General features: G+C 64.6%; 23 protein-coding genes and 1 tRNA gene. 12 read left to right on the forward strand and 12 right to left on the reverse strand.

Annotated elements, in window-relative coordinates; all coding sequences use genetic code 11:
• Positions 1 to 201 precede the first annotated feature (201 nt).
• A complete protein-coding gene (greA, locus tag EDE08_RS11815) occupies positions 202 to 675 on the forward strand; it encodes a transcription elongation factor GreA (RefSeq protein ID WP_035710309.1) in 474 nt (157 codons plus the stop codon).
• A 150-nt stretch (positions 676 to 825) separates the two neighbouring features.
• On the opposite strand, the gene EDE08_RS11820 is transcribed toward greA, so the two are convergent.
• Positions 826 to 1,305 (reverse strand): Lrp/AsnC family transcriptional regulator, encoded by a 480-nt coding sequence (locus EDE08_RS11820; RefSeq protein WP_028178740.1) that lies wholly within the window; start codon positions 1,303 to 1,305, stop codon positions 826 to 828.
• A gap of 266 nt (positions 1,306 to 1,571) precedes the next feature.
• Between EDE08_RS11820 and trxB the strand changes: the two genes are divergently transcribed.
• The 5 genes from trxB to EDE08_RS11840 all read left to right on the forward strand — a co-directional run bounded on the left by trxB (position 1,572) and on the right by EDE08_RS11840 (position 5,411).
• Positions 1,572 to 2,537: a thioredoxin-disulfide reductase gene (trxB, locus tag EDE08_RS11825; protein ID WP_131869256.1), complete on the forward strand. Its 966-nt coding sequence runs from the start codon at positions 1,572 to 1,574 to the stop codon at positions 2,535 to 2,537.
• Positions 2,538 to 2,541: 4 nt separating this feature from the next.
• On the forward strand, positions 2,542 to 3,465 hold the full coding sequence (locus EDE08_RS11830; RefSeq protein WP_028178742.1) for a LysR family transcriptional regulator: 924 nt from the start codon (positions 2,542 to 2,544) through the stop codon (positions 3,463 to 3,465).
• A 442-nt stretch (positions 3,466 to 3,907) separates the two neighbouring features.
• Positions 3,908 to 4,816 (forward strand): 4-hydroxy-tetrahydrodipicolinate synthase family protein, encoded by a 909-nt coding sequence (locus EDE08_RS11835; protein ID WP_165935875.1) that lies wholly within the window; start codon positions 3,908 to 3,910, stop codon positions 4,814 to 4,816.
• 170 nt (positions 4,817 to 4,986) lie between these two features.
• Positions 4,987 to 5,136 carry a hypothetical protein gene (locus EDE08_RS38380; protein WP_165935876.1) on the forward strand — a complete coding sequence of 50 codons (150 nt, stop codon included), beginning with the start codon at positions 4,987 to 4,989 and terminating at the stop codon, positions 5,134 to 5,136.
• A 128-nt stretch (positions 5,137 to 5,264) separates the two neighbouring features.
• Positions 5,265 to 5,411 carry a hypothetical protein gene (locus tag EDE08_RS11840; RefSeq protein ID WP_162131096.1) on the forward strand — a complete coding sequence of 49 codons (147 nt, stop codon included), beginning with the start codon at positions 5,265 to 5,267 and terminating at the stop codon, positions 5,409 to 5,411.
• 77 nt (positions 5,412 to 5,488) lie between these two features.
• On the opposite strand, the gene EDE08_RS11845 is transcribed toward EDE08_RS11840, so the two are convergent.
• Together EDE08_RS11845 and EDE08_RS11850 are read right to left on the reverse strand one after the other, a co-directional pair.
• The gene (locus EDE08_RS11845) at positions 5,489 to 6,166 is read right to left on the reverse strand and encodes an AAA family ATPase (RefSeq protein WP_061880428.1); all 678 of its coding nucleotides are present in this window, start codon (positions 6,164 to 6,166) and stop codon (positions 5,489 to 5,491) included.
• 339 nt (positions 6,167 to 6,505) lie between these two features.
• Positions 6,506 to 6,841 (reverse strand): hypothetical protein, encoded by a 336-nt coding sequence (locus EDE08_RS11850; protein WP_131869254.1) that lies wholly within the window; start codon positions 6,839 to 6,841, stop codon positions 6,506 to 6,508.
• A gap of 529 nt (positions 6,842 to 7,370) precedes the next feature.
• Between EDE08_RS11850 and EDE08_RS11855 the strand changes: the two genes are divergently transcribed.
• From EDE08_RS11855 to EDE08_RS11865, 3 genes are all read left to right on the forward strand, one after another.
• Entirely contained in the window at positions 7,371 to 8,537 is a 1,167-nt protein-coding gene (locus EDE08_RS11855; protein ID WP_131869253.1) for a CaiB/BaiF CoA transferase family protein, read from the forward strand.
• 2 nt (positions 8,538 to 8,539) lie between these two features.
• The gene (locus EDE08_RS11860) at positions 8,540 to 9,463 is read left to right on the forward strand and encodes an HpcH/HpaI aldolase/citrate lyase family protein (protein WP_131869252.1); all 924 of its coding nucleotides are present in this window, start codon (positions 8,540 to 8,542) and stop codon (positions 9,461 to 9,463) included.
• A gap of 617 nt (positions 9,464 to 10,080) precedes the next feature.
• Positions 10,081 to 10,485 carry a nuclear transport factor 2 family protein gene (locus EDE08_RS11865; protein WP_131869251.1) on the forward strand — a complete coding sequence of 135 codons (405 nt, stop codon included), beginning with the start codon at positions 10,081 to 10,083 and terminating at the stop codon, positions 10,483 to 10,485.
• Between the two features lie 116 nt (positions 10,486 to 10,601).
• Here EDE08_RS11865 and EDE08_RS39380 read toward each other — a convergent pair whose 3' ends face one another.
• From EDE08_RS39380 to EDE08_RS11885, 4 genes are all read right to left on the reverse strand, one after another.
• Positions 10,602 to 10,736 carry a hypothetical protein gene (locus EDE08_RS39380; protein WP_256456200.1) on the reverse strand — a complete coding sequence of 45 codons (135 nt, stop codon included), beginning with the start codon at positions 10,734 to 10,736 and terminating at the stop codon, positions 10,602 to 10,604.
• A 231-nt stretch (positions 10,737 to 10,967) separates the two neighbouring features.
• Positions 10,968 to 11,642 carry a thiaminase II gene (tenA, locus tag EDE08_RS11870; protein ID WP_131869250.1) on the reverse strand — a complete coding sequence of 225 codons (675 nt, stop codon included), beginning with the start codon at positions 11,640 to 11,642 and terminating at the stop codon, positions 10,968 to 10,970.
• A 1,010-nt stretch (positions 11,643 to 12,652) separates the two neighbouring features.
• A tRNA-His gene (locus EDE08_RS11875) sits at positions 12,653 to 12,729 on the reverse strand.
• A gap of 430 nt (positions 12,730 to 13,159) precedes the next feature.
• Positions 13,160 to 13,594, reverse strand: coding sequence for a phasin (locus EDE08_RS11885; protein ID WP_131869248.1), 435 nt, complete (start codon positions 13,592 to 13,594; stop codon positions 13,160 to 13,162).
• A gap of 685 nt (positions 13,595 to 14,279) precedes the next feature.
• On the opposite strand from EDE08_RS11885, the gene EDE08_RS11890 reads away from it, so the two are divergent.
• Complete coding sequence (locus tag EDE08_RS11890; RefSeq protein ID WP_131869247.1) at positions 14,280 to 17,783, forward strand: PAS domain-containing sensor histidine kinase; 3,504 nt, start codon at positions 14,280 to 14,282, stop codon at positions 17,781 to 17,783.
• A gap of 5 nt (positions 17,784 to 17,788) precedes the next feature.
• Here the strand turns inward: EDE08_RS11890 and EDE08_RS11895 are convergent, their stop codons facing one another.
• On the reverse strand, positions 17,789 to 18,268 hold the full coding sequence (locus tag EDE08_RS11895) for a YybH family protein (RefSeq protein ID WP_245524775.1): 480 nt from the start codon (positions 18,266 to 18,268) through the stop codon (positions 17,789 to 17,791).
• A gap of 173 nt (positions 18,269 to 18,441) precedes the next feature.
• Between EDE08_RS11895 and EDE08_RS11900 the strand changes: the two genes are divergently transcribed.
• Complete coding sequence (locus EDE08_RS11900; protein WP_131869246.1) at positions 18,442 to 19,422, forward strand: LysR family transcriptional regulator; 981 nt, start codon at positions 18,442 to 18,444, stop codon at positions 19,420 to 19,422.
• A gap of 67 nt (positions 19,423 to 19,489) precedes the next feature.
• Here EDE08_RS11900 and EDE08_RS11905 read toward each other — a convergent pair whose 3' ends face one another.
• Together EDE08_RS11905 and EDE08_RS11910 are read right to left on the reverse strand one after the other, a co-directional pair.
• Positions 19,490 to 20,662, reverse strand: coding sequence for a thiolase family protein (locus EDE08_RS11905; protein WP_131869245.1), 1,173 nt, complete (start codon positions 20,660 to 20,662; stop codon positions 19,490 to 19,492).
• A 203-nt stretch (positions 20,663 to 20,865) separates the two neighbouring features.
• Complete coding sequence (locus EDE08_RS11910; protein ID WP_349627648.1) at positions 20,866 to 21,855, reverse strand: LysR family transcriptional regulator; 990 nt, start codon at positions 21,853 to 21,855, stop codon at positions 20,866 to 20,868.
• 51 nt (positions 21,856 to 21,906) lie between these two features.
• On the opposite strand from EDE08_RS11910, the gene EDE08_RS11915 reads away from it, so the two are divergent.
• Complete coding sequence (locus tag EDE08_RS11915) at positions 21,907 to 23,085, forward strand: hypothetical protein (protein ID WP_131869244.1); 1,179 nt, start codon at positions 21,907 to 21,909, stop codon at positions 23,083 to 23,085.
• Positions 23,086 to 23,272: 187 nt separating this feature from the next.
• On the opposite strand, the gene serA is transcribed toward EDE08_RS11915, so the two are convergent.
• Entirely contained in the window at positions 23,273 to 24,862 is a 1,590-nt protein-coding gene (serA, locus tag EDE08_RS11920; protein ID WP_131869243.1) for a phosphoglycerate dehydrogenase, read from the reverse strand.
• 219 nt (positions 24,863 to 25,081) lie between these two features.
• Positions 25,082 to 26,254 (reverse strand): phosphoserine transaminase, encoded by a 1,173-nt coding sequence (locus tag EDE08_RS11925; protein ID WP_131869242.1) that lies wholly within the window; start codon positions 26,252 to 26,254, stop codon positions 25,082 to 25,084.
• Between the last annotated feature and the right edge of the window lie 12 nt (positions 26,255 to 26,266).

The following is a 26,266-nucleotide window of genomic DNA, read 5'->3' on the forward strand; positions in this document are numbered from 1 at the left end:
CGAAGCCGCTGCTAAGTGATTGGCGATGAAGCCACAATGGCCGGAGGAACTGTCCGGCCAGGTGGTGGTTCTGTTCCGGCGCTAAAAGCCCATATCTGTCAACGTCCGGCAGTCCCCGCGTTGGGCTCCGGAAACACTGACGAATCAAGGTTGCGGCGCCCACCCGCGTTTGGGGCGCACGATCGAAGGACGAGAGAGACGATGGAAAAGGTTCCGATGACCCAGGCCGGCTTTGTCGCGCTCGGGGAAGAATTGAAGCAGCGCCAGTCCGTGGATCGTCCGCGGATCATCGAGCATATCGCGGAGGCGCGCTCGCACGGAGACCTGTCGGAAAACGCGGAATATCATGCCGCGAAGGAAGAGCAGTCCCACAATGAAGGCCGCATCGCCGAGCTCGAGGACAAGCTCGCGCGCGCCGACATCATCGACATTTCCAAGCTCTCCGGCGACACCATCAAGTTCGGCGCCACCGTGACGCTGGTCGACGAGGACACCGAGAAGAAGACGGTGTGGCAGATCGTCGGCGAGGTCGAGGCCGACGCCAAGAAGGGCCGCATCTCCATCACCTCGCCGCTCGCGCGCGCGTTGATCGGCAAGAAGAAGGGATCGACCGTCGAAGTCAACGCACCCGGCGGCGCCAAGGCGTATGAGATCACCAAGGTGGAGTGGCGGTAAGGATTTGCCGCCTGCGTGTGACGATGTTTTCAAGAGGCCGCGCGATGCGCGGCCTCTTTCGTATCTGCGTGTAGCTTCTATGACGGAGCGTGGAGCAGCAGCATCTCTCGTGTCCCGAAGCGCTGCGTCCGGGGCACGAGAACGGGAAGCCTACCTTCTTCCCTTCACATCCAGCGGCACGGCCGCCTCGTACTTCGAATTGTGCAGCACCAGCGAGGTCCGCACGTTGCGGACATGTGGCGCGGCAGTCAGGTGCGTGACGAAATCCTGGAAAGTCGCCATGTCAGGCGCAACGCATTTGAGGATGAAATCGACCTCGCCCGACAGCATCCAGCATTCCCGCACCAGGGGCTCGGCGCGGACGAAATCCTCGAAAGCGCGCAAATCCGCCTCGGCCTGGCTGGACAGGTGCACGGCCGCGAACACGGTGACGTCGAAGCCGAGTTTGCGGGCGTCGAGCAGGCCCCGATAGCCGTGGATGTAGCCCTCCTCCTCCAGCGCCCGGACACGGCGCAGGCAGGGGGGCGGCGAGATGCCGACGCGCTTGGCCAGTTCGACATTCGTGATTCGACCGTCGGCCTGAATCTCGGTGAGAATCTTCAGGTCGATCTCGTCTAGGTTCCGCGACACGTGATTGGAACTCCTGCCCTTTGCAGCGGTATTGGATGGTTTGTCGAAATCCTCATAGCCCAGTCGGCACGGGCAGCGCAATTTTATTGCGCGTGCAACGCAATCGACTTTTGTTCCCTGTTGGAAAAAACCGCCGAGAGGGAATGCAATTCTTGCATAGCTCACCAGAAGGCTTAGATTAGCTCTGATATTTCAGCGCCTCCGCGAGGCCTCCCGGCACCTTCCGCGCCCGCGCTGCAAATCCCCCGTGAAAGGCGTCCATCGAAATGTCCGCTCCCGTTCATGCAAAGGTCGTTATTATCGGCTCCGGCCCTGCTGGCTACACGGCGGCGATCTATGCCGCGCGGGCGATGCTCGAGCCGATCCTGATCCAGGGCATCCAGCCCGGCGGCCAGCTCACCATCACCACCGATGTCGAGAATTATCCGGGCTTCGCCGACGTGATCCAGGGGCCCTGGCTGATGGAGCAGATGGAGAAGCAGGCGGTTCATGTCGGCACCCGGATCGTCACCGATCTGGTCACCAGGCTGGAGACGGCGCAGCGGCCGTTCCGCCTCACCTGCGACAGCGGCGACGTCTATCTCGCCGACACCGTGATCCTCGCCACAGGCGCGCAAGCGCGCTGGCTCGGGCTGCCGTCCGAAGCCAAGTTCCAGGGCGGCGGTGTGTCGGCCTGCGCCACCTGCGACGGCTTCTTCTACCGGGGCAAGGACGTGATCGTGGTCGGCGGAGGCAACACCGCGGTCGAGGAGGCCCTGTACCTCACCAACCATGCCTCGCAGGTCACCATCGTGCATCGTCGCGATCACTTCCGCGCCGAGCGCATCCTGCAGGAGCGCCTGTTCAACCACCCGAAGATCAAGGTGATCTGGGACTCGGCCGTCGACGAGATCTGCGGCACCGAGAACCCGAACAAGGTTACCCATGTCCGGCTCAAGAACGTCAAGACCGGCGCGCTCACGGACGTGAAGGCCGACGGCGTCTTCATCGCCATCGGCCACGCGCCGGCGACGGAGCTGGTCAAGGACCAGGTCAAGCTGAAACCGTCGGGCTATGTCGAGGTCGCCCCGAACTCGACCGCCACCTCGGTGCCCGGCCTGTTCGCCGCTGGCGACGTCGCCGACGAGACCTTTCGCCAGGCCGTGACGGCCGCCGGCCTCGGCTGCATGGCCGCACTCGAAGCCGAACGTTTCTTGGCCCTTCGCGCCAGCGAGCGCGCGGCAGCGGAATAACATCATGCCTCGAACACGCGACGGATTTACGGATATGGATTGGGACAAGCTGAAGGTGTTTCACGCGGCGGCGGAAGCGGGCAGCTTCACGCATGCGGGCGAGCAGCTCGGCCTGTCGCAATCGGCGGTCTCGCGCCAGGTCTCGGCGCTGGAGCAGGAGCTCTCGGTCTCGCTGTTTCACCGCCACGCCCGCGGCCTGATCCTCACCGAGCAGGGCGACCTGCTCTTCCGCACCGCGCATGACGTGTTCATGCAGCTGCAGGCGGCGCGCGCCAAGCTGACCGACAGCCGCGAGCGGCCGAGCGGCGACCTCAAGATCACCACCACGCCCGGCGTCGGCATCAACTGGCTGATCCCGCGGCTCGGCGAGTTCACCGCGCTCTATCCGGAGATCCGCATCTCGCTGATCGTCACCGACGAGGAGCTCGACCTGTCGATGCGCGAGGCCGATGTCGCGATCCGCACCCGCAAGCCGACGCAGCCGGACCTGATCCAGCGCAAGCTGTTCGCGATGGGCTTCCACGCCTATTGCTCGCCGGAATACATCAAGCGCTTCGGAACGCCGCGCACGCTGGAGGAGCTCGACTCCCACCGCATCATCACGCTGAGCGACGGCAGCTTCGCGCCGCATCTTCAGAATCGCAATTGGCTGATCGAAGCCGGACGCAACGGCTCCGGCCCGCGCGAAGCCTATTTCAAGGTCAACAACATCCTCGGTCTCGTGCGCGCCTGTCAGCAGGGCCTCGGCATCGCTGCGCTGCCGGACTATCTCGTCGAGGAACAGAACAAACTCGTGCAACTGTTCGGCGAGTCGGATTCGATCCAGCTCGACACCTACTTCGTCTATCCCGAGGAATTGAAGACGGTCGCGCGCGTGCAGGTGTTCCGCGACTTCGTGGTGAGCAAGGCGCAGCGCTGGCCGTCCTGATTTCCGCATGACTGACATGCGGCCTCGGCTGTTGCTGCATGACGCTGGCCAAGCCCATAATGTTTGCACGCTGAGCCTTCGCGTTGCGCATTTGTCCCCCTCCTCCAGTGGCGCGGGTGTTCAGTAATCCCTCTTGGAAGGTGATTGTGTCGGCCTCACGTGGCCAATACCTAAGCCGGGCCCTTCGGGTCCGGCTTTTTTTCTGTCGCATCCGGCCTTCGCCCTCCGCGTGTATTGACAGTTCCAGGCATACCCCGCATCATTTGCGCATGATCACGAAGTCGTGCGCAGTCGTCTCGAAAAAAGGTCCCCATCCGGGGACCTCGGATTTTTGCGCGCACTAGCTGACTTCGTCATCGCTGCAAATCCCGAAAACCCCGCCGCCTGGACGGGGTTTTTTCATGTGCCCTCCGTCTCAGGTTTCCCGAGAAGGAGATGGAACATGACCGGACTTGAAGATCACTTGCACGGGCTGTGGCTGCCGCTGGTGACGCCATTTCACGGCGACGCGCTGGACGAGAGATCGCTGCGGCGGCTGACGCGGCACTACGGCGCGGGTGCCGTCGACGGCTTCATCCTCGGCGCGACCTCCGGCGAAGGCATGACGCTGCGCGAGGCCGAGCTCGAACGTCTCGTCGCCGTGGTGCGCGACGAGATGGCGGCCGGCGGCCGCACCATGCCGATCTGCCTCGGGCTCTCGGGTGCCGACACCGCGCGGCTGAAGGAGCGCCTCGACGAAACCGCGGACTGGCCGATCGACGGCTACCTGATCGCGAGCCCCTATTACGTGCGGCCGTCGCAGCGCGGCCTGCTGGCGCATTTCGAGGCGCTTGCCGACCACGCGGCATGGCCGATTGTGCTCTACAACATCCCCTATCGCACCGCCGTGAACATCACCAACCAGACGCTGCTGCGGCTCGCCGAGCACAGGAACATCGTCGGCCTGAAGGATTGCGGCGCGAGCCGCGAGCAGTCGATCGCGCTGCTGCGCGACCGGCCGAAGGCATTCCGCGTGCTCACCGGCGAGGATGCCAACTATTTCGAGGCGCTCAGCGACGGCGCCGACGGCGGCATCGTGCTGTCGGCTCATGTCGAGACCGCGACGTTCGCAGCCGTCCATGCCGAGCTGAAGCGCGGCAATCATGATGCTGCGCTGGCGCGCTGGGACGAGGTCGCCGAGCTGACGCGGCTATTGTTCACCGAGCCGAGCCCCGCGCCGGCGAAGTACTGGCTGTGGCGCAGCGGCCTGATCGACAGCCCCGAAGTGCGCCTGCCGATGGTTGAAGTGAGTAGCGAGCTCGCAGCCGCGATCGATCGCGAGATCGAGCGGCGGACGAAGGTCGCGGCGTAGCGGCTCTCTCTCAACGCGCTCGCTGCGCTGCCCTCTCCGCTTGTTGGAGAGGGCAAGAGGAGACTGTGGTTAACCGCGCATCAACGGCCTTCGCTGTTGCCGCATCGCGCATCCACGGCCCGTTTACACAATCGCGCCTACCCTCCGGGACCTACAGAGGGGGAATGACCATGGGACATCGCATCCGGCCTACGGCCGCGCGGCAATTCGCGCCGGCCGATCTCTTGCAGGGAATTCTGGTGGTGTCGTCGTTCGGATTCTGGGCGGTGATGCTCGGCCTGATGCCGGTGCTGCTGTTTCGCCTCTGGCTGGTCGGCTGACGGACGCGCGCGGGATGGTTAATCCGCGGTAGCACCTGCGTTCAAAATACCGGGGCAGCTGCGATCCGGATCTTAAAACATCCCCGCTAACACTGACGCCCATAAGCGAAGAAATCGCGGAGGCGTTTGTGAATAGTCAGAATGAAATGGCGTCGCATTACGACGCCGGACAGCAGGGCTTCACCACCGAGGACATTCTCTGGGCCGCCGGCATCTGGTCGGTGATCCTGACCCTGTCGCCGGTCATCGTGTTCTACATGCTGATGGTGGCGTAGCTCGTCTTCACCGGTGCAGAAACGCAAAACGCGCGGCTTGTCCGCGCGTTTGTCGTCCGGGGAATGAACAATGAAAATTAAGCTGCCTGCTTGTGCATTGCGCCGGAAGCCGACGCCGTGCCGCGAATAGCCTTGACCGAACGCTCGATCGCCGCCCACAGCCTTGCAATCTCCTGGGCTGCACGGCTCTCGGCCTGATACTCGCGCGCACCCTCGCCGTGGCTCAGCGCCATCAGCAGGTCCGAACGATTGGTGATCTGGCCGCCCCACACCGGAGCACGGAATTTGGCCAGCGCTTCGCGGGCGATGGTGACGATGGGGCTTTCGGATTCGTCGCGCTTGGCCGGCGCACCGTTGAGCACGACCGCATAGGGCTTGCGCGCGGCGCGGCACATCTGGATGGTCTCCTGCACCGCGTTGACGTCGAACACGCCGGGACGGGCGGGGATCACCACCATGGTGGCGTTCTTGATCGCGTCGTCGACGACGGCCGACAGGTTCGGCGGCGTGTCGATCAAGACCCATTCATAGCCGTCGCGCTTGGCGGCGGAGACGATGCCGCTGACGGAGTTCACGGCAGCCTTGATCGGCGGCTCGTTGGTGCCACGCAGCTTGTGCCACAGCGTGAGCGAGCCCTGCGGATCCGCATCCACGAGCATGACCTGCTTGCTCGCCTTGATCTGCGCGGCGAGATGTGCAGCCAGGGTACTCTTGCCCGAGCCGCCCTTACGCGATGCAAAAACAATAACGTTCATACCTTCGGCCTCCAGATTGACCCCAGGCCGCGAAAATGAATCAGCGCGCTGATTCGGGAAAGAAAAATTTATCAGGGGTTGCGTTACGGCCACGAAATAACAAGGCGTGTTGGCTTTTGAGTCACACTGCATCTCCGGACGGAGACGCGGACCCAGCCGAAACACCGCTTGCGCGGGCATTTGTGCGTTTTTTGAGCAACAAGCGGGGCAACGCAACCTTGCCGCGCAAACCTGCGGGCGACTCTTCTCCGCCGCCAGGGACTGACATGGCCGCAGGCCTCGCGCGGCCTCGCGTGAACAAAAGGAGTCCAGTGGCTGTCGCGAAGCCGGCGTCCGCGCTCAGCCTTCGCTGGATTTTTTTCTGGCCACCTTCGGCGCCGGCTTCTTCTTGGGCGCGATGTTGGTCGGCTTGCCGGCGCGGGCCTCGCCCGGCTCGGGACCGGAGCGGAAAAACACCCGGCATTGCGGCGAGAGCTGCGACTTCTTCTTGATCATGCAGGCGGTGATGGCATCGACGTTCGGAACGAACTCGCTGCACAGCCGCATCGCATCCGGCGAGCAGGCCTGCTGCTCCTCCTGGGTGTAGGCGAAGCCGGGGCGCGGCAGGGCCAGGACGGCCAGGGCAAGCGAGAGGCTTGCAGCGGCCAATGATTTCTTGAAGCGAAATGCCGGCATCGATGTCCCCACGTGATGAGTCCTTGGGAATAGTGGGTGAACGGCGGTGCGTTGGCAACGAGGGCAGATGCGAAAGCCGCGACGTGTGCGGTCTCGGCAACAGGGGCCGGGCTCTGGCACCAGAGAGGGCAAGGACTCCGTGTGATGCGGAGTCGTTTCCGCCCATCGGCGTCATCCCCGCGAAGGCGGGGATCCAGTATTCCAGAGACACCGAATGTTCCACGAGACGCCGCGGCGTACTGGATCCCCCGCTTTCGCGGAGGATGACAGTCGTGCGCCGGAAAGAGAGCGTGGGTCACCTCGACCAGTTTCCGAGCCCGCCAAACACAAAACTGCGAAAACAACCCCATGCACAGTAGCCAAGTGACGGCAATCCCTCGGCATTTCCGTTCTTAGGATTTCACGAAGTCGAATTTGACTTGTCGGGCAAAACAGGGGCATGATGGCATCATCAAAAAAGGATGCGCGTGGGGTGGTCGGCCTGTCTCCTGCGCCGGTCGAAAGCGTTGGCGGGAGTGGAGGCGATCGCATGGATGGGAATGAGGCGGAACTTCCGCTCGCGGGGGTGACGGTGGTCTCGCTCGAGCAGGCCATCGCCGCGCCGCTGGCCAGCCGGCACCTGGCGGACTGGGGCGCGCGCGTCATCAAGATCGAGCGGCCCGGAAGCGGCGATTTCTGCCGGGACTACGATCATGTCATGAACGGCATGTCGAGCCAGTTCGTCTGGACCAATCGCTCCAAGGAGAGCCTTGCCATCGACATCAAGAGCGCCGAGGGGCGCGAGGTGCTCGACGCCCTGCTGCCGAAGGCGGATGTGTTCATCCAGAACCTCGCGCCCGGCGCGGCAGAGCGGATCGGCCTCGATGCCGCATCGCTCGTGCGAAAATTTCCGCGCCTCATCGCCTGCGACGTTTCGGGCTATGGCACCGGCGGCCCCTACAGCGACAAGAAGGCCTATGATCTCCTGGTGCAGTGCGAGGCAGGCGTGCTTGCGGTCAACGGCACCGAGGCGGAGCCCGCCAAGGTCGGGTTATCGGTGGTCGATATCGCCACCGGCATGTACATCCTCAACGGCGTGCTGATGGCGCTGTACGCCCGCGAGCGGACCGGCAAGGGCACGGCCTTCCAGGCCTCGCTGTTCGATTCCATCACGGACTGGATGAGCTATCCCGCGTTCTACACCGAGAGCACGGGCCGACCGCTGCCGCGCACCGGCGCGAAACATGCGACGATCGCGCCTTACGGCCCGTTTCGCGTCGGCGACGGAACGACCGTCTTCTTCGGCATCCAGAACGACCGGGAATGGCGGTCGCTGTGCCGCATCGTCCTCGGCGATGTCGGCTTTGCCGACCATCCGAAGTTCCGCACCAATCCGCTGCGCATGCAGAACCGCGACGATCTGCAGGCGCATATCGAGCAACGCTTTGCATCCATGACTAGCGAAGAGGTGCTGCGGCTGCTGGACGAAGCCGCGATCGCCAATGCGCATCTGAACTCGGTCGAGGCCTTCCTGAAGCACGAGCAGCTTCACGCGCGCGGGCGCGTGCAGAGCGTGGGATCGCCGAGCGGCCCGGTGATGAGCTTCCTGCCGGCGCTCACCCTTCCCGGCGTGACGCCGCGGATGGATCCGGTGCCCGATGTCGGCGAGCACAACGAGGCCATCCTCGCCGAACTCGGCCTGGCCAGGGAGACGTGACGATGGCTTTGCAGCGCCCGAGCCGGGCCTATCTGGCTGTTCCCGCGCATCGCGCCCGCCTCGTCGCCAAGGCGGCGGCGTCAGGCGCGGATGCCGTGTTCATGGATCTCGAAGACGCCGTGCCGCCATCCGAGAAGGGTCTTGCGCTGGGGGAAGCCGCCGGCGCGCTGTCCTCGCTCGACTGGGGCAACAAGCGCGTCGCGGTCAGGCTCAACGCCGTCGACAGCCCGTTCATCGCAGAGGAGATCCGCACGCTGGCGGCTCTGCCCCGGCTGGATGCGGTGATCGTGCCGAAGGCGGAGCGCGTGAGCGACATCGCCGCCATCGCCGACCAGCTCCGTGCGGCCGCGCCGGATCGCGCCGAACCAGTCGCGCTCGAACTGCTGATCGAGACCGCGCTCGGCCTCGTCAATGTCGACGCGCTCGCCGCCGCACATACAAGCGTGGCCGCGCTTCATCTCGGCGTCGGCGACTTCGCGGCCTCGCTCGGCGCCCGCACCTCCGACATCGGAATCTCGCCGGACGGCTATCGCCATGTCGGATCGGCGCAAAGCGGCTACGCCTCCGCCCCGCTCGACCTGTTCGCCTATCCCATGATGCGCCTTTTGGTCGCCGCGCGCGCCTTCGGCCTGCGCGCCATCGACGGCCCCTGCGGCGCCTTCCGCGATGGCAGGCTGACTGAGGCCAGCGCGCAGAAGGCCGCCGCGATGGGCTTTGACGGCAAGCAGGTGATCCATCCCGACCAGATCGAGCCGACGCTGCGCGCCTTCACGCCGTCGGCCGAGGAGCTGGTACAGGCAAGGCGGGTCGTCGAGGCGATGGAGCAAGCCGAGGCGCAGGGACAGGGCGCGGTGACGCTGGACGGCAAGATGATCGACTATGCCAATGTGCGCATGGCGCGGAGGATTATTGAGTTGGGGGCGTAAGGCTAATAGGAGGTTGAGTCCCTTGCGGCGCATCCTTCGAGACGCCCGCTCGCACGGGCCCTTTCCATGTGCAGCGTCCGCTTTCGGCGCTGGCGACTCAGGATGAGGGCGGAGTGCGCGGCGGCAATTTCGCGGGCGCACTGCCGCTTAGCCTCACCCTGAGGAGGCCGCCACCGGGTCCGCGAAGCGCGGCCCGATGACAGGCTCCGCGGTCATCTCGAAGGGCGAGGCGCTGGGCACGCCGCGCGAAGGTAACAGCGCTGATCGTTACGAAGTAACGCGACCAAGGCGCGGGCGATGCCGCGCGGCCTCGGATATCATTGCCTCGATCAGCGCAGACCCAGGAACGAGAGCACCGCACCAATCACGACAACCAGCCCGATGATATAGATGATACCGTTCATAGCTCAGCTCCTCAGCGTTGTCCGTCCTGCCGCTGCTACAAACAGCCGGGGGCCCGAAAAGGTTCGCCGGTAAAACTCGCCATTTTCTGTCCAAAGCGGGGAACGAAAACGCGCCATCTGCTCCGCCGCGCCGGGGCCCGTGCCACCTCCAGATGATTTTGCCTTTGCACGCAAAGGTCGCTAGTCTCTCCTGATACGTTCAGGGAGGGTAGCATGGCACAACGCGAAGAGATGCTCGCACTGGTCCGGCGCGCCTATGCCGCACGCGACAACGATGACGCCGAGAGTCTGGTCGCCGCTTTTCATCCCAAGGGTCTGTTCGCCTTGATGGGCGACAAGACCGCACTCGAATTGACAGGAAGCGTGGAGGGACACCCAAGCCTGCGTGGGGCCTTCAGCAAATTGATCGAAGACTTCGGTTTCGAAGGCCGCGAGATCCTGGCTGAGCTGGTTGACGGAGATAGAGTCGCCATCCATTCCCGCGTCGACGTTCGATATCGTCCGACCGGCCAGGTTTCCAGCACCGAGATCCTGGACCTGTTCAGGCTTCAGGACGGCAAGATCGTCGAGCTGATCGAGTTTGCGGATACGGCGCAGGTCAAGATGATGATTTCGTGAGGACGACTTCGTAAAGTTCAGTGCACTGTCGCGGTAATCTCGCGCCGACAGAAGCTCAGCTGCTGGGTTTACGGTGCTCGGCATGACCAATCGAAGGCGAGCATTTTGACTTTAGCCTAGGCAGCCCAGTCCATGATCGCGTCGATGAAGGTCTGAGCCTGGCGGATCGCGTCGAGCCTCGTCGCACAGACACCGACCGACACTGTTCGGCCCTTTCCGACAGTCCACTTCCAACCAGCCGGGTAGCTCATTTCAACGATCGAGAAGCTTACGCCGCGATGTTCCACGGAGAACCTCCGCTAACATGTTGCTGTGTCCGAAAAGGCTACTCCAAATGGCGAATTTGTCCAGCCGAACGCAGGCCCACAATTCGCTCACGCGGCTTGGATATAAACGTTCAGGAGAGCGCATGGAGACTTATTGCGGTGGTGGTGTTGATGGTGGCGGGCGGAAGTAGGGGCGCCTGACGATTGCCGACCCCGCTATTCAACACGTTGGCCCGCGCGCCAGGCCATCTCCCAGAAGTCTGCCTCGAGGCGGGTGGCTTCCTTGAAGATCGCAATCAGCTCGGCCTCGCGGGCCGGCGTGGCGTAGAGATCGGCGAGCTGCTCCATATGCACTAGAGCCTTGGCAGCGACCTCCTGGTACGGCGCGCCGGCGTACTCGGCGATCCAGACGCGATAGGCGTTCCTCGCGGTGTCAGCATCGGGGCGCGAAGCGAGCCGCGTTGCGATCTCCGCGTACCCGATCACGCAAGGCGCGAGCGCCACCTTGAGCGCCAGCAGATCGCCGCGCATTCCCGCATCTAACACGTAGCGCGTATAGGCCAGCATCTCGGCCGCCGGAGGGGCTTGTTCAAGGTCGCTCGGGGACAGACCCCATTCGGCACAGAGCTTCACATGCAGATTCATCTCGACATCGAGGATGGCCGAAAGGCCGGCCGCGGCTTCACGCATGTCGGCAAGTCTGGGCGACTTGTAGACCGCGAGCGCGTAGGCGCGCGCAAACTCGATCAGGAACAAATAGTCCTGAACGAGATAGTGACGAAACGCCGCTTCGGGGAGCGAGCCGTCTGCCAATCCGTTCGTGAAGGGATGCTCGGTATAAGCCCGCCACTCAACGGATGCTTCTGTCTTGAGACGCTCGAAGAAACTCACGATGTTTTTCGCCTAGCTTGCTTGTCCAGGAACGTCCGTGGCCCGCTACCGATAGCGCATTGCGAACCGAGGAGCTACGGTGACCGCGCACAAAGCTAATTACGTTGACAGTGCACAAAATAGGGCCTGACCAGCGCTTCAGATGGCGCGCCGTGCAGATTAGTGCACTGTCAGCGTAATCCGCTCCGCGAGGACATCGCAGAGCCCTATTGACGAGAATTAGGTTTTTGAAGAATCGATCAACATAGAGCTTGCTGGGACGTCCGTTATAAGCGACGAGACTTTCTCGGAGAGAGCCTCGCCCGTTTTTGTGAAGATAGAGGCAACAGATTTTGTAGCTCTCCTTCAGACTCAGGGTACCCAAGAGCAACAAGAACGTGTTGCACCCGTAATGAGCTCGCCAGTAGACAAGTTGCCCGACTACGTACGTCTTGTCGGATACAAGACCGACTCCATTCTAAACCGGCTCAATGACCCTCCCGAAGAATGGCAAGCCGATCGTAGTCAGCTGTCAACAGTCGAGCCGCCATTGGACCATGTTCAGGACGCCACAATTCATTTTTTCCAAATCGAGGCAGACAGACGAATGTTCAAAGTCGTTGTCCAAGGTTCAAGGGTATTCGTGATCGAGGTTTAGTCCTCGATCTGGTGGACGGCCGCCGTTCCACTCCTCAAGGTGTCATAGTTCGCCGAGCGGCATTCTAGCTGGGCAGTTTGTCGCCGACACTCTTGAGGTGGATTCGGGAAAAGATCAGCTTCCGGCATGACGAAAACCAGGGATGTGATCCCATTTGGTTCCCGAGATCTGTAAGCCGTAATCAGCGAAATTGGGGATGCTCGGAGGCGGGTGAGATTTAGCCAGAGCGTGCCGCGGTGAAACAGGAGTCCATGGATCTGAGAAGGATGGCATCCTTCATTTCCGCGGAAACAAGTGGCAACTGGATCTAGAATATCTCGTCTGCATCGAGTTGTGTCACCACGCCGGAGCACCCTTAACTGGTTAGTCCCGCTGGTACAGTTGGGTGGGCTCGAACCACCGACCTCCTGTTCCACAGACAGGCGCTCTAACCAACTGAGCTACAACTGCATCCTGGCGAGCCGCGCCTTGGGACGCCCTCAAAAAAGGGCCGGTGCCGAGGGGGCTGGACCGGGCGGAAACTAGGTGCAACGGCCCGGTTTGGCAAGGCCGCAGAGGGGCGAAAAACCTGCGGAATTCACCGTCAGTGCGCGGAGTTCGGGCTTGATGGCGGGCATCGAGGTGTTGCGCTCCCTTCTTCCGATTGCGGCAGGCCACCGCATATGACGCCGGCGGTCCGGGCGCTTAAGCTTCCACAGCGTCATGGCCGGGCTTGTCCCGGCCATCCACGCCTTTGCCCGAGCTACCCAAGAACGTGGATGCCCGGGACAAGCCCGGGCATGACGACCGCCCTCGATTCCCACATGCGCGCGCGGGAGAGGCGAAGAAAAAACCCGGGCACCTGGCCCGGGTTTCCTTCAGCTCGAACCGGCCTCACCGCTCAGGCGGCGGACGGATAGTACTTCGAGGCACTCGCCTTGATCGGCTCGGCGGTCTCGGCGGCGACGCGCTGGCTGAGCTCGGCCAGCTCCTTGGCCTGGGCCTGGAAGGTCTCGAACTGCTTGCGGGTGTGGCCGGTCCACAGCTCCAAGGCTTCGGCCGGCGACTTCAGGCCGAACAGCTGCTGGGCGAAGTCGAGCTGGGCGCTGGTGTTGGCCTTCATGAACTCGACCAACTTGGCGGTGTATTCGCTCGCGCCCTTGGAGGCGCAAGTGAACACGGCCTCGACGGTGCCGTTGTGGGTCTCGGCGGCGTCCTTGAACTTGGCGTAGTTCTCGCGGGCCTGCGCAGCGCCCTTTTCGGCGAACGCACGCATCTGCTCGGGAACCTCGAACGGGATGATCGAGGCAGAAAACGGATCAGTCGCACCTGTCATGGTTGTCCCTCACGCTAATGAAAAAATCGAGTGAGCCTTCTGGCGCGCCCGCCGGCCCCGATCGCGGGCCCTCGCATTCAGCGGGTACGAAGTCTGGAAACGCGAAACGAATGAGATGGCTCGCCCAGCGCCCAGCACCATATGTGCCTATCATGTCAACATTGTGCATCGCAACGCGGCAGACGGGTGCGCTGCGAAATTTAATCTAGGTAAGGGTGAGGTTCCCGGCCGGGGGAACCGGGGGTTGAGGTAATTGGGTGCGGGGCGCCGCGGCGACTTTCTTATCCTCCCCTGGAGGGGGAGGGTCGATCGCGCGCAGCGCGAGCGGGGTGGGGTGATCTTTCCACTCGGGCACCGCCTGCGTGGAGAGATCGCCCCACCTCGGTTCGCATTTCGCTTCGCTCCATGCGGACCGATCTACGGGCGAGCTACGCTCGTCCCGGACCCCTTCAGGGGAGGATGGGCACTTTTTGTGCGGCACGGGCTTTGAACCGCACCCACCCGCGAATCCCTTGGATGCAACGGCGCTGCGGCTTGCGGGGTTGGCACCATTAAGGTTATCGCCGCTTGGGGCGCCCTTCCGGGCTTGCGGCCGTGGACCTGCCCGCGCCTCTCGGGCGATAACTCTTTCTTAAGGCTGCCATTCCGGCAGCCGCCACCTGATGCGTGAACGACAGCCGGCCTCATGAAGCGTTCGGATTTCCAGTTGCGAGGTGTGGGCGATCCGCGGCTGGCCGTGCATGCGACCTCGCCGCTGGCCACCTGGCTGTGGTCGGTCGACGGCTCGCGCGTGCTGTGGGCCAATCCGGTCGGCGCAAACCTGTTCGGCGCGGCGACCAGCGCCGGCCTCGCCGACAAGGTGTTCGGCCCGGCGGACAGCCATCGCCGCCAGGTCGCCCGGCTCGCGGGCCAATTGCCGGCGAACGGCACCGTGCGGCTCGAACGGCTGCGCGGCTTCGGGGCCCGGCTCGGCACGCTGATGACCTGCGCCTGCGCGCGGCTCGACTTTGCCGATGGCGGCCATGCGGTGCTGGTCACCGCCATGGATCCCACGTCGCGCCCGATGCCGCTGGTCGAGCGGCTGTCTCGCCTGGTCGCGGGCGCCAAGGTGCCGATGGCCGCGTTCGCGCCGGACGGATTGTTCGTCGGCGCCAGCGAGGCCGCCCGCTCCCTGCTCGGCTTCCGCGATCTCTTCGAGGCCGGCCTCGACCAGGCACGCGGCGATGCGCTGGCGACCGGCCGCGCCGCGACGCCGATCGGCATCGGCCAGATGGTGCTGCAACGGGTCGGCACGGGGGCCGATGTCGGCCTGGTCGCGCTGATCGAGCCTGCCGCCCGGACAGAGGCGGCGCGCGAGGCCGCGCCGGAGGTGGCGCCCAATATCGCACGCGACCAGCCGGCTCCGCCCGCGCCCCAAGTCCCTCCGGTCGAGCCTGCGGCCACAGGGCCGGAGGAGCCTGCGCCGTCGAACGCGGCGCCGTCCGCGTTCGCACTGTTCGATGCCTTCACCGAACCGGGCGAAACAGCTGCGCCAGCCGAGACTGCACACACGCCCGGGCAGCCCGGCTGCGAGGCGACACCGGACGTCGGACCCGTCGAGGCCATTGAAGAGCCGATCGTCCCCGCCGCGCCCGAAGCCACGCACAAGACTCCGGTTAAGACTCCGGTTGAAAACCCGGCAGAGGCCATTGTGTCGCCGCAGGTTGTGCCGATCACTCGAGGCATGGTCGAGCCGGAGTCGGAGTCCTCGGGCCAGCAGGAGCCGCCCGCACCGCGTCAGCATCCGCTGCGCTTCCTCTGGCAGATGGATGCAGAGGGCCGCTTTGTGCTTCTCTCCGATGAGTTCATCGGCCTGATCGGCGCGCACACGGCCGCCGGCTTCGGCCGCCCCTGGCGCGAGATCGCCGAAACATTCTCGCTCGACCCGGACGGGCGCGTCGCGCAGGCGCTTGCGAGCCACGACACCTGGGCCGGCATCACCGTGAACTGGCCGGCCGACGGCGGCGAGCGTCTTCCGGTCGAGCTCGCGGGCCTGCCGGTCTACGACCACGAGCGTAACTTTGCCGGCTTCAGGGGATTCGGCGTCTGCCGCGATCTCGACGGCCTCAACCGGCTCGAGGCGCTGCGCCGCTTCGAGCTGTTCACCGCGCCGCCGGCGCAGCAGGACATCGCCGCTGACGCCGCCGAGCCCGCCCCGGAGCCGGAGGCCGAGCCCGAAGTCGAGCCCGAAGCCAAGCTCGAAGCAGAGCCCGCAGCCGAGCCGGAAGCAACGGCAGCGCCTCCGCCGATCGAGCCGCCCGAGCCTGAGGCGACACCCGAGCCTGAACCGGCAGCCGCCACAGCCGGCGCGAATTCACACTCAACCGATCTGGAAACGCCCGTGGAAACGCCTCCCAATGTCGTGCCGTTCCGACCGGCCGGCGACGCACGACCGCCGACGCTGACGCCGGTCGAGAACAGCGCATTCAACGAGCTCGCGCGGCAATTGTCCGAGCGGCTCGAACGCGATCGCGAGACGATCGCGGCCGATGCGGCGGAGCCGGCGGCAGAGATCGCGGCCGAACCATCGGCGCCGGAGCCCGAGGTGCCGCACACCGCGGCCGGATGGCTGAGCGAGCCCGCAGCCCCGGCGCGCGGCATCAGCGCGCGCGACCGCACGCTGCTCGATCTGTTGCCGACGGGAATCCTGATCTACCGGCTCGACCGCCTGCTCTACGCCAATCCCGCCTTCCTCGCGCGCATGGGCTATGCCAGCCTCGGCGCGCTGGAGAATGCCGGCGGGCTCGATGCGCTCTATGTCGAGCCCGGCGTGTCGTCGGCGAGCAGCACCTCGCAAGGCGGCACACCCGTCACGATCAGCGCGACGGTCGCGAACGGCGAAGCTCCGCTTGCGACGACCGACGCGCATCTGCACACGATCGACTGGGACGGCGAGAGCGCGCACGCGCTGATCTGCGCGCTGCCGCAGGCGACACCGGTCGCCGCGGCGCCTGTCATCGCAGACGCCGTGATTGCCGAATCCGTCGTCACCGAGTCCGTCGTCGCAGCGTCCTACACCTACGAACCCGAGTCCGCGGCCGGCGAAGCCGAGGCCGAGGATCTCGCCGCCATCCTCGACACCACGGCCGAGGGCATCGTCATGTTCGATGCCGAAGGCAACATCCACGCCTGCAACCGCAGCGCCGAGGCGCTGTTCGGTTATGACGGCGAAGCGCTGCTCGAGCAGAATCTCTCGACGCTGTTCGCGCCGGAGAGCCAGCAGATCGTCGCCGATTATCTCGAAAGCCTGAAGAGCCAGGACATTGCGAGCCTGCTCGACCACGGCCGCGAGGTGCTGGGACGCGAGAAGAAGGGCGGCGTCATTCCGCTCGCGATGATCATGGGCCGCACGCGGCCCGACGGCCCGAACTTCTTCGCCGTGTTCCGCGACCTCTCGCAGAGCAAGAAGGGCGAGAGCGAGCTGACGCAGGCCCGCCGCCTCGTCGACGGCGCGGCCAATGCCAAGGCCGACATGCTGGCGCGGATCAGCCACGAGATCCGCACGCCGCTCAACGCCATCATCGGCTTTGCCGAGGTGATGATCTCCGAACGCTTCGGCGCGCTCGGCAACGAGCGCTATGGCGAATACATGAAGGACATCCGCGCCTCCGGCGAACGCGTCATCGCCATCATCGACGACCTGCTGGAGCTGTCGCGGATCGAGACCGGCAAGCTCGACCTCACCTTCGACAATCTCAACCTCAACGACCTCGTTGAAGCCTGCGTCGCGGTGATGCAGCCGCAGGCCAACCGCGAGCGCATCATCATCCGCACCTCGCTCGCCCATGCGCTGCCGCAGGTGAACGTGGATGCGCGCGCGATGCGGCAGATCACCATGAACCTGATCTCGAACTCGATCCGGCTCGCCAGCGCCGGCGGCCAGGTCATCGTCTCGACCGCGCTGACCGACCGCGGCGAGATCGCCTTGCGCATCCGCGACACCGGCCACGGCCTCACCGAGCGCGAGGTCGCCGCCGCGATGGAGCCTTTCCGCACCCCGCCGCCCGGCGATGCCGCGGACAGCTCGGCGCTGAGCCTGTCGCTGACCAAGGCGCTGGTCGAAGCCAACCGCGCCCGCTTCAACATCAAGAGCGCCGGCCACGGCACGCTGATCGAGGTGGTGTTCGCGCCAGTGCTGGCGGGGGCGTGAGGGGCTCACTGGCTTGCGGGCAGGCCGCGCGCCAGCGCTGCCGCCTGCTGCAGGCTGATGCCGTTGGCCAGCGGATCGGCATGGCGATGCGCCAGGTGCCACTCGGTGCCCACGCGCCGGTAGACGAGCGTCACGCGCAAGGCCCATTCCTGGGCCGGCAGCCCTCCGACCTCGACGCTGTCCCGCTCGATCAGCGCCAGGACGACCATGTCTTGCGAGCCATAGGTCTGCACGACCTCCTGCCTGTGCGTGCCGTTCCTGAAGAACCGGCCCATCCGCTCCCACCTTTCCGGCGTGTACTCCGCGGCCTTTGACGGCACCCCGCCGAAGGGAGACATCAGCACGAAGTCGTCGGTGAGGGAGACCATCTGCCGGTAGGTGCCGGCGTCGCCGCGCATCAGCGCCGCGTTCGCCTGCTGGGTATGGTCGATCAGTTTCGCGATGACGTCGTCGGCCGTGGCCGCCTCGGCGACGACGAGCGGCATGCATGCCATCCCTGCGAGCGCGCGACGCCTAGACACCGCCGAGGGCGCGGCTGCGCGATGCAGATCTTGGTCGTTCTTCATGCGAGGGCTCCGGTGTTGAGGGTTCATGCGGTTGCACGAGACGCTGGATGCCGCTTTGACCGTGATGAAGCCAGTGATAAGATCTCAGGATCATGCTGAATCCTGCTCAGCTTGCCCGGATCGACGTCAGCCTCCTCGTCGTGTTCAGCACCGTGCTGGAGGAGCGCCAGGTTTCGCGCGCGGCGGACAAGCTCAAGCTCACGCCCTCGGCGGTGAGCCACGGATTGGCCCGGCTGCGGCGCATCTTCCACGATCCGTTGTTCCTGAAGACGCCGAGCGGCGTGAAGCCGACGGAGCGTGCGCTCGCGCTTGCAGGTCCCGTCGCCGAACTCCTGTCGCGCCTCGATGCGATCGTGTCGGCCGCCGAGCCCTTTGACGCGCGAACGGCGAGGCGATCGTTCACGATCGGCACACCGGATGCGCTGGCCGCGGTGTTTCTCGCGTCTCTCCTCGAGACCCTGGCCCGAGAGGGTCCGGGGATCGACATCCGGCTGCTGCAGCTGATGCCGCAACGTCATGGCAAGGCGTCGAGCCAGGTCTGGCAGGACACGCTCTCCGAGCTTGATTCGCACCGGCTCGACCTCGCCGTGCTGCCGGTCGGTCCGCTGCCGTCACGTTACGCCGAACGGTTGCTGTTCGAGGAGGAATTCGTCGTCGCCATGCGCAAGGGCCACACCATGGCCCGCAAGGTCACGCTCGCGACCTATCTGGCAGCACGGCACATGCTGGTGTCGGCGACCGGTGATGCGCTCGGGATCGTCGACGTCAGGCTTGCCGGACGGGGCCATTCCCGGCGCGTGGCGCTGACCGTGCCCAACTTCATGTTGGCGCTGGCGCAGCTCGCCGAGAGCGATTTCGTTGCGACCTTGCCGCGCCATCTGGTCGAACGCCATGCCGCGCGTTTCGACCTAGTGATGCGTCCCGTGCCGTTTCCGTGGACGCCCGACCCGGTGCGTGTCGTCGCCTCACAAGCTGCGATGGCGGATGCCGGTGTCGCCTGGCTGTTCGAGACGGTGGCGCGCTGCCTGGGTCCGCCGACGCCGACGGCGCCCAGACGTCGCGTCTCCGCCTGATGACCGAATAACAAAAAGGGCACGGCGCTTGCGGCGCCGTGCCCTTTCGCATTCCTGTCGCCTGGCCTCAGCTGTAGATCTCGAACAGGCCGGCGCCGCCCTGGCCGCCGCCGATGCACATCGTCACCACGCCCCACTTCGCCTTGCGGCGGGCGCCTTCCTGCAAGAGGTGGCCGGTGAGGCGGGCGCCGGTCATGCCGAAGGGATGGCCGATCGCGATCGAACCGCCGTTGACGTTGTACTTGGCGGGATCGATGCCGAGCTGGTCGCGGCAGTACAGGCACTGGCTGGCGAAGGCTTCGTTGAGCTCCCACAGATCGATGTCGTCGATCTTGAGGCCCGTGCGCTTGAGCAGCTTCGGAATCGCGAACACCGGGCCGATGCCCATCTCGTCGGGCTCGCAGCCGGCGGTCGCCCAGGCAACGAAGCGGCCGAGCGGCTTCAGGCCGCGCTTCTCCGCGTCCTTGGCTTCCATCAGCACCACGGCGGCGGCGCCGTCGGAGAGCTGGCTGGCATTGCCGGCGGTTACGTATTTGCCGGGACCCTTCACCGGCTCGAGTTTTGCCAATCCTTCCATCGTGGTGTCAGGACGGTTGCACTCGTCGCGATCGACGACGTAATCGACGATGCTCTCCGCCTTGGTCTGCTTGTCGACGACCTTCATCTTGGTCTTCATCGGGACGATCTCGTCCTTGAACTTGCCCGCCTGCTGCGCGGAGGCCATGCGGCGCTGCGATTCCAGCGAGAACTCATCCTGATATTCGCGGCTGAGCTTGTAGCGCTCGGCGACGATGTCGGCGGTATCGATCATGGCCATGAAGATGTCGGGCGCGACCTTGAGCAGTTCCGGGTCGACCGATTCCTTCGGCGTGGCGCCGCCAGGGATCGAGATGCTCTCGACGCCGCCGGCGACGATGCAGTCGGCGCCATCCGAGCGGATCGAGTTGGCGGCCATCGCGATGGTCTGCAGTCCCGAGGAGCAGAAGCGGTTCACCGAGACGCCGGCGGTGGTCTTCGGTAGGCCGGCGAGCAGCGCGGCCTGGCGGCCGATGTTCGGCGCGCCATGGGCGCAATTGCCGAGATAGCAGTCCTCGACATAATCCTTCTCGACGCCGGCGCGATCGACCGCGTGCTGGATGGCGTGGGCCGCGAGCGACATCGGCGGCGTGATGTTGAACCCGCCGCGGCCGGATTTTGCCAGGCCCGTGCGCGCATAGGAAACGATGACGGCTTCACGCATGTGTTTCTCCCTTGTCGAACGATCTGAACGGAGCGTAGTTACGACGCGTTCTGGGCGCCATTGGTACACAAAGTTTGATGTGCGCGGGAAATAAAAAGCAGCCGAGCAGGAGCCTAGACCGTTCCGCAGCTCGGAATATCTACGTGCCGTCGGCTTCGAAGCTTCGACGAGTCCGAGCAGGCGCGGAGTTCGCAAGCCGACGTTCAAACCGACGCCTGCGGAGATGGCCTGTCCAGCAGCTTGAACAGCCATTCGATGCCGGCATCCATCAGCGCGACCTTCGGGACGATGGCACGAAGCTGAAAGCTTCGCATCGACAACGGTGAATCGATGCCGAGCAAGCCAAAGCGGGCACCGTGAACATCGAGAAGCCCTTTCGGCAGGGCGGCGATCAGGTCGGTTTCAGCGACAACCGCCATCAAGAGCATGAAGCTCGGAACGGTCATGGCGACGCGGCGGGACAGCCCTCTGCTGGCAAGGACATCGTCGACATAGCCGCGGGGATCGCCTGCGGAGGAGACGATGACGTGCTGCATCTCGCAAAAGCGTTGCAACGTCGGTTCATCCGCGAAAGCATGGCCGCGACGGACGGCGATCTGGAACCTGTCTTCAAAAACGATCTTGGACACATAGCGCGCTGGAACGTCGTCGATCGGAACCACCGCGATGTCGGCTGTTCGCGCGTCCAGCACCGCGAAGGCTTGTTCGCGCAGCACGTATCGCAGTGCCATGTCGATGAAGGGCGCCTCTTGCTGAACGACCTTCAGCAATCGAGGCATCATGACGGCGGCGATCGCGTCGGGCGCACCGACCGTGAAGCGGCGCCGCGAGCAAGCCGGATCGAACGGCTCCGCCGTCGCTACGACTCGCCGTGCACGTGCCAGGACGTCTGCAATGGCATCGGCGAGTTGGAGAGCGCGCTCGGTGGGAACGACGCCTTTCGGCGTCTTGAGAAACAAGGGGTCGTTGAACTGCTGCCGGAGCCGGCCAAGTCCATGGCTGACAGCCGACGGCGTCACATGCAGACGCGCCGCAGCTCTGGCGACGTTCCCCTCGGCGAGCACGGCCTCGAACACCGGAAGCAGGTTCAGGTCGACTCGATTAAGCTGAATGTCATTCATGATGTTCGTGAAATTATATCGGCAAACTGATTTTGCGCCAACAACGACCAACCTTCGTGCAGCCCCAAACAAGCGCTGCTCGTGAAAATCAATTGTTAATTCAAACCCTTACGGAGATTTTCGATGCCTTTTGCCACCCCTCTCCCGCCATGGCTCCTGCGCAGTGCAGCGGCCTCGATCCTCCTGTTGATGGCCGGTAGCACCGGCGCTCATGCGTCACGCGCGAACGGCACGATCGCCGGCAACGGCTTCAGCTCGACCGTCCTGAAGGTCGTTTCCGAGAACGGCACCTCGTGGACCAAGATCGAGGGCAGCACCATCAGTCTGCCCATCAAGGTCCTCATCACGACTCCGTCGTACCCGATCGTGAACTACAAGGTGCGTCAACTCGGCCACCCCGAAGGCATGTATTTCGTCAACGTGTCTCCCGACAAGAAGCACGATGATGGGGTGAACTTCTCGGCCACCTATGAAGGCTCGACCGACTTCATGACGACCGCGGAAAAGCAGGCCATCATTGCGACCTGCAACAAGAAGCTCGACGAAGGAAAGGGTATTCGCGAAAGCCACAGCATGTTCGGTTCGGTTGGCGTCGAGCTGATCACCTCGTTCCTGATGCCGAGCAAGGATGTCGGTCCGCTTCCTTCGGGCGGGCTGGGAGCGCCGCTCAAGCACACCGCCAACGTGGCCGTGCCGGTGAAATGCGAGGGCAAGCATGGCAAGGCCGATGACGTCGCCGCCAAGGAGCCGAACTTCAGCGTCAAGGACATCCACCTCCGCTTCATGACCTCTGCCGGCCATGTGACGAGTCCCAATCCCGGGGCGAAGTGCCAGATGACCCACGCCCGCGTCCGGGTCGGCACCAGCAAGGCCGGTGGGGTCAAGTTCAAGCTCTGGACCAAGGTCGGTAACGAGCCGATGCAGAGCCAGTTCGTGGAGGCCTGGTCCTCGTTCGTTTCGCCAGGCAAGTACGAGGCGGTCTTCACCAAGAAGATCTCGGTGTCGAAGACGACGAGCGTGCAGGCGATGGCCGAGGACAAGACCAACCCGATCGGGCAGTCGACGGGATGGAAGCAGGTGTCGCTCGACTGCACCGGCGCGGGCGGCGGCGGCTTCGCCGGTACGCCCAATCCCTCGGACAAGCGACTGCCGGGTCGCGCCTTCCCCAGCGAAGCACGGCCGATCCCCAAAGCTCTGCCATCGCGGCCGAGTGTTGGCGAAGCCAGGCTCCCGCCTATGGCGCAGGCCCATGCCGCTCGAGCGAGGGATCGGTTCTATCCGTCGAAGCCGCACGTGAACTAACGGTCCATCAAGAGACCGACCGATGCCGCCGGGCGAACCTCTGACTGATGGAGGTTCGCCCGACCGGCGCAAAGGTCGCTTCGGAACGCAGCGGCGGCTCAGTGCGATGGCTCTATGTGAGGCCGCCGAACCGATCCTACCAATGAGCGCTACAACCGCGACGAAGATCCGGTGGAATCTCCCGCACTCAGAACGTCAGCGCCTTGGCCTGCTTGACCTGCGGCAGGGCCTGCACCTTGGCGAGCAGGTCCGCCGGCACCGCGCCGTCGACCTCGACCAGCGCAATGGCATCGCTGCCGGGCGCGACGCGGCCGAGATGGAAGGTGGCGATGTTGATCTTGGCGTCGCCGAGCAGGCTTGCGAACTTGCCGATAAAGCCCGGCTTGTCCTCGTTGGTGACGTAGATCATCGACTTGCCGAACTCGGCATCGACGCGGATGCCCTTGACATCGACGAGGCGCGGCTTGCCGTCATGATAGACGGTGCCGGAGACCGAGCGCTCCTGGCGTTCGGTCGCGACGGTGACGGTGATCAGGCTCTCATAGTCGCTCTGGGCGGCGCGCACGATCTCGTCCACCACCATGCCGCGCTCCTTGGCGACGACCGGCGCGGAGACGACATTGACCTCGCCCAGCATCGGCCGCAGTAGGCCGGACAGCACGGCGGAGGTGATCGCCTTGATCTTCATCTCGGCGACGTGGCCCTCATAGGTGATCTCCACCTTGAGGATGCCGGTCTCGGTGAGCTGGCCGGCGAAGGAGCCGAGCTTCTCGGCAAGCGCGATGAACGGCTTCAGCTTCGGCGCTTCTTCGGCCGTGATCGAGGGGAAGTTGACGGCGTTCGAGATCGCTCCGGTGAGCAGGTAATCCGACATCTGCTCGGCGACCTGGAGCGCGACGTTCTCCTGCGCTTCGGTGGTGGAAGCGCCGAGATGCGGCGTGCAGATCACGTTGGGATGGCCGAACAGCGCGTTCTTGGTCGCGGGCTCCTCGACGAACACGTCGAAGGCGGCGCCGGCGATGTGCTTGGAATTGAGCGCATCGACCACCGCCTGCTCGTCGACGAGGCCGCCGCGGGCGCAGTTGATCAGGCGCACGCCCTTCTTCATCCTGGCGATCGCGGCCGCGTCGATGATGTTCCTGGTCTTGTCGGTGAGCGGGGTGTGCAGCGTGATGAAGTCGGAGCGCTTCAGCAGGTCGTCGAGCTCGACCTTCTCGACACCGATGTCCTTGGCGCGCTCCGGCGACAGGAACGGGTCGAACGCGATCACCTTCATGCGCAGGCCGAGCGCACGGTCGGCGACGATCGAGCCGATATTGCCGCAGCCGACGACACCGAGCACCTTGCCGGTGATCTCGACGCCCATGAAGCGGTTCTTCTCCCACTTGCCGGCCTGGGTCGAGGCGTCGGCCTGCGGGATCTCGCGCGCAAGCGCCAGCATCAGGGTGATGGCGTGCTCGGCGGTCGTGATCGAATTGCCGAACGGCGTGTTCATCACGATGATGCCCTTGGCCGTGGCGGCGGGAATCTCGACATTGTCGACGCCGATGCCGGCGCGGCCGATCACCTTCAGCTTCGCAGCCTTCTCCAGGATCTTGGCGGTTGCCTTGGTCGCCGAGCGGATCGCAAGACCGTCGTAATTGCCGATGATCTCGGCCAGCTTGTCCTTGTCCTTGCCGAGGTTGGGCTGAAAGTCGACCTCGATGCCGCGATCCCTGAAGATCTGTACGGCGGCGGGCGAGAGCGCGTCGGAAATGAGAACTTTGGGTTTGGTCATGGGGATGTGTCCTTCACCGTCCCTGAGGGAGGATCGGCCCCGAGGGCCGGAACGAGGAATTGCGCAGAAGCACTTTGCTCTCCCTCTCCCCGTTCTTACGGGGAGAGGGTTGGGGTGAGGGGCAACCACAGGAGAGGTGCCCGTGGAGAGAGCCCCTCACCCGGATCGCTGCGCGACCCGGCCTCTCCCCGTAAGAACGGGGAGAGGCGAAGAAAGCAATCACGCTGCCTTGGGCAGAGCGGCCTTGGTCTCGGCGAAGGCCCAGTCGATCCACTGCGTCAGCAATTCGACGTCCTTCGCTTCCACCGTGGCGCCGCACCAGATGCGCAGGCCGGCCGGCGCATCGCGGTAATAGGCGAAGTCGAAGCCGGCGCCTTCCTTCTCGACCAGCGCGACCAGCTTCTTGCTGAAGTCGGCCTGCGCGTCCTCCGAGAGCGAGGTGATCGCGGGATCCGTGAACTTGAGGCACACCGAAGTGTTGGAGCGGATCGAAGCATCCTTGGCGAGGAAGTCGATCCAGGGCGTCTTCGCCTTCCAGTCGGCGAGCACTTTGGTGTTTGCGTCCGCACGCGCGATCAGCGCCTTGAGGCCGCCGATCGACTTGGCCCAGTTCAGCGCGTCGAGATAGTCCTCGACGCAGAGCATCGAGGGCGTGTTGATGGTCTCGCCGACGAAAATGCCTTCGTTGATCTTGCCGCCCTTGGTCATGCGGAAGATCTTCGGCAGCGGCCAAGCCGGCTTGTAGGTCTCGAGCCGCTCCACCGCGCGGGGCGACAGGATCAGCATGCCATGCGCGGCCTCGCCGCCGAGCGCCTTCTGCCAGGAGAAGGTGACGACGTCGAGCTTCGGCCAGTCGAGAGCCTGCGCGAATGCGGCGGACGTCGCGTCGCAAATGGTCAGGCCTTCGCGGCTCGCGCTGATCCAGTCGGCGTTGGGCACGCGCACGCCTGAGGTGGTGCCGTTCCAGGTGAAGACGACGTCGCTCTTGGGATCGACCTTCGACAGATCGGGAATCTCACCGTAGGCCGCGTTCAGCTTGGTGACGTCCTTGAGCTTCAATTCCTTGACGATGTCGCTGACCCAGCCCTCGCCGAAGGATTCCCAGGCGAGCGTGGTGACGGGGCGCGCACCGAGCAGCGACCACAGCGCCATCTCGACCGCGCCAGTATCGGAGGCCGGCACGATTCCGATGCGGTAATCGGCGGGGACCTCGAGCACTTCGCGCGTCAGGTCGATGGCGAGCTTGAGCTTTGTCTTGCCGATCTTCGCGCGATGCGAGCGGCCGAGCGCTGCGTCCTTGAGATTTTGGGCGTTCCAGCCGGGGCGCTTGGCGCAGGGACCGGAGGAGAAATGCGGCACGGTCGGCCGCGAAGCGGGCTTCGCTACAGTCATGATCTACCCTTC

The organism is Bradyrhizobium sp. R2.2-H, assembly GCF_004346455.1.
Classification (GTDB): Bacteria; Pseudomonadota; Alphaproteobacteria; order Rhizobiales; family Xanthobacteraceae; genus Bradyrhizobium; species Bradyrhizobium diversitatis.

What these genes read in the sequence shown, in the direction of transcription:
- EDE08_RS11900 (WP_131869246.1), top strand. Translation starts at nt 18,442, where the DNA reads ATGCTGAATCCTGCTCAGCTTGCCCGGATCGACGTCAGCCTCCTCGTC.
- EDE08_RS39380 (WP_256456200.1), bottom strand. Translation starts at nt 10,736, where the DNA reads ATGAGCTACCCGGCTGGTTGGAAGTGGACTGTCGGAAAGGGCCGAACA.
- trxB (WP_131869256.1), top strand. Translation starts at nt 1,572, where the DNA reads ATGTCCGCTCCCGTTCATGCAAAGGTCGTTATTATCGGCTCCGGCCCT.
- EDE08_RS11925 (WP_131869242.1), bottom strand. Translation starts at nt 26,254, where the DNA reads ATGACTGTAGCGAAGCCCGCTTCGCGGCCGACCGTGCCGCATTTCTCC.
- EDE08_RS11855 (WP_131869253.1), top strand. Translation starts at nt 7,371, where the DNA reads ATGGATGGGAATGAGGCGGAACTTCCGCTCGCGGGGGTGACGGTGGTC.
- EDE08_RS11890 (WP_131869247.1), top strand. Translation starts at nt 14,280, where the DNA reads ATGAAGCGTTCGGATTTCCAGTTGCGAGGTGTGGGCGATCCGCGGCTG.
- EDE08_RS11905 (WP_131869245.1), bottom strand. Translation starts at nt 20,662, where the DNA reads ATGCGTGAAGCCGTCATCGTTTCCTATGCGCGCACGGGCCTGGCAAAA.
- EDE08_RS11860 (WP_131869252.1), top strand. Translation starts at nt 8,540, where the DNA reads ATGGCTTTGCAGCGCCCGAGCCGGGCCTATCTGGCTGTTCCCGCGCAT.
- EDE08_RS11835 (WP_165935875.1), top strand. Translation starts at nt 3,908, where the DNA reads ATGACCGGACTTGAAGATCACTTGCACGGGCTGTGGCTGCCGCTGGTG.
- EDE08_RS11830 (WP_028178742.1), top strand. Translation starts at nt 2,542, where the DNA reads ATGCCTCGAACACGCGACGGATTTACGGATATGGATTGGGACAAGCTG.
- serA (WP_131869243.1), bottom strand. Translation starts at nt 24,862, where the DNA reads ATGACCAAACCCAAAGTTCTCATTTCCGACGCGCTCTCGCCCGCCGCC.
- EDE08_RS11845 (WP_061880428.1), bottom strand. Translation starts at nt 6,166, where the DNA reads ATGAACGTTATTGTTTTTGCATCGCGTAAGGGCGGCTCGGGCAAGAGT.
- EDE08_RS11850 (WP_131869254.1), bottom strand. Translation starts at nt 6,841, where the DNA reads ATGCCGGCATTTCGCTTCAAGAAATCATTGGCCGCTGCAAGCCTCTCG.
- EDE08_RS11885 (WP_131869248.1), bottom strand. Translation starts at nt 13,594, where the DNA reads ATGACAGGTGCGACTGATCCGTTTTCTGCCTCGATCATCCCGTTCGAG.
- EDE08_RS11895 (WP_245524775.1), bottom strand. Translation starts at nt 18,268, where the DNA reads ATGCCGCTCGTCGTCGCCGAGGCGGCCACGGCCGACGACGTCATCGCG.
- greA (WP_035710309.1), top strand. Translation starts at nt 202, where the DNA reads ATGGAAAAGGTTCCGATGACCCAGGCCGGCTTTGTCGCGCTCGGGGAA.
- EDE08_RS11865 (WP_131869251.1), top strand. Translation starts at nt 10,081, where the DNA reads ATGGCACAACGCGAAGAGATGCTCGCACTGGTCCGGCGCGCCTATGCC.
- EDE08_RS38380 (WP_165935876.1), top strand. Translation starts at nt 4,987, where the DNA reads ATGGGACATCGCATCCGGCCTACGGCCGCGCGGCAATTCGCGCCGGCC.
- EDE08_RS11915 (WP_131869244.1), top strand. Translation starts at nt 21,907, where the DNA reads ATGCCTTTTGCCACCCCTCTCCCGCCATGGCTCCTGCGCAGTGCAGCG.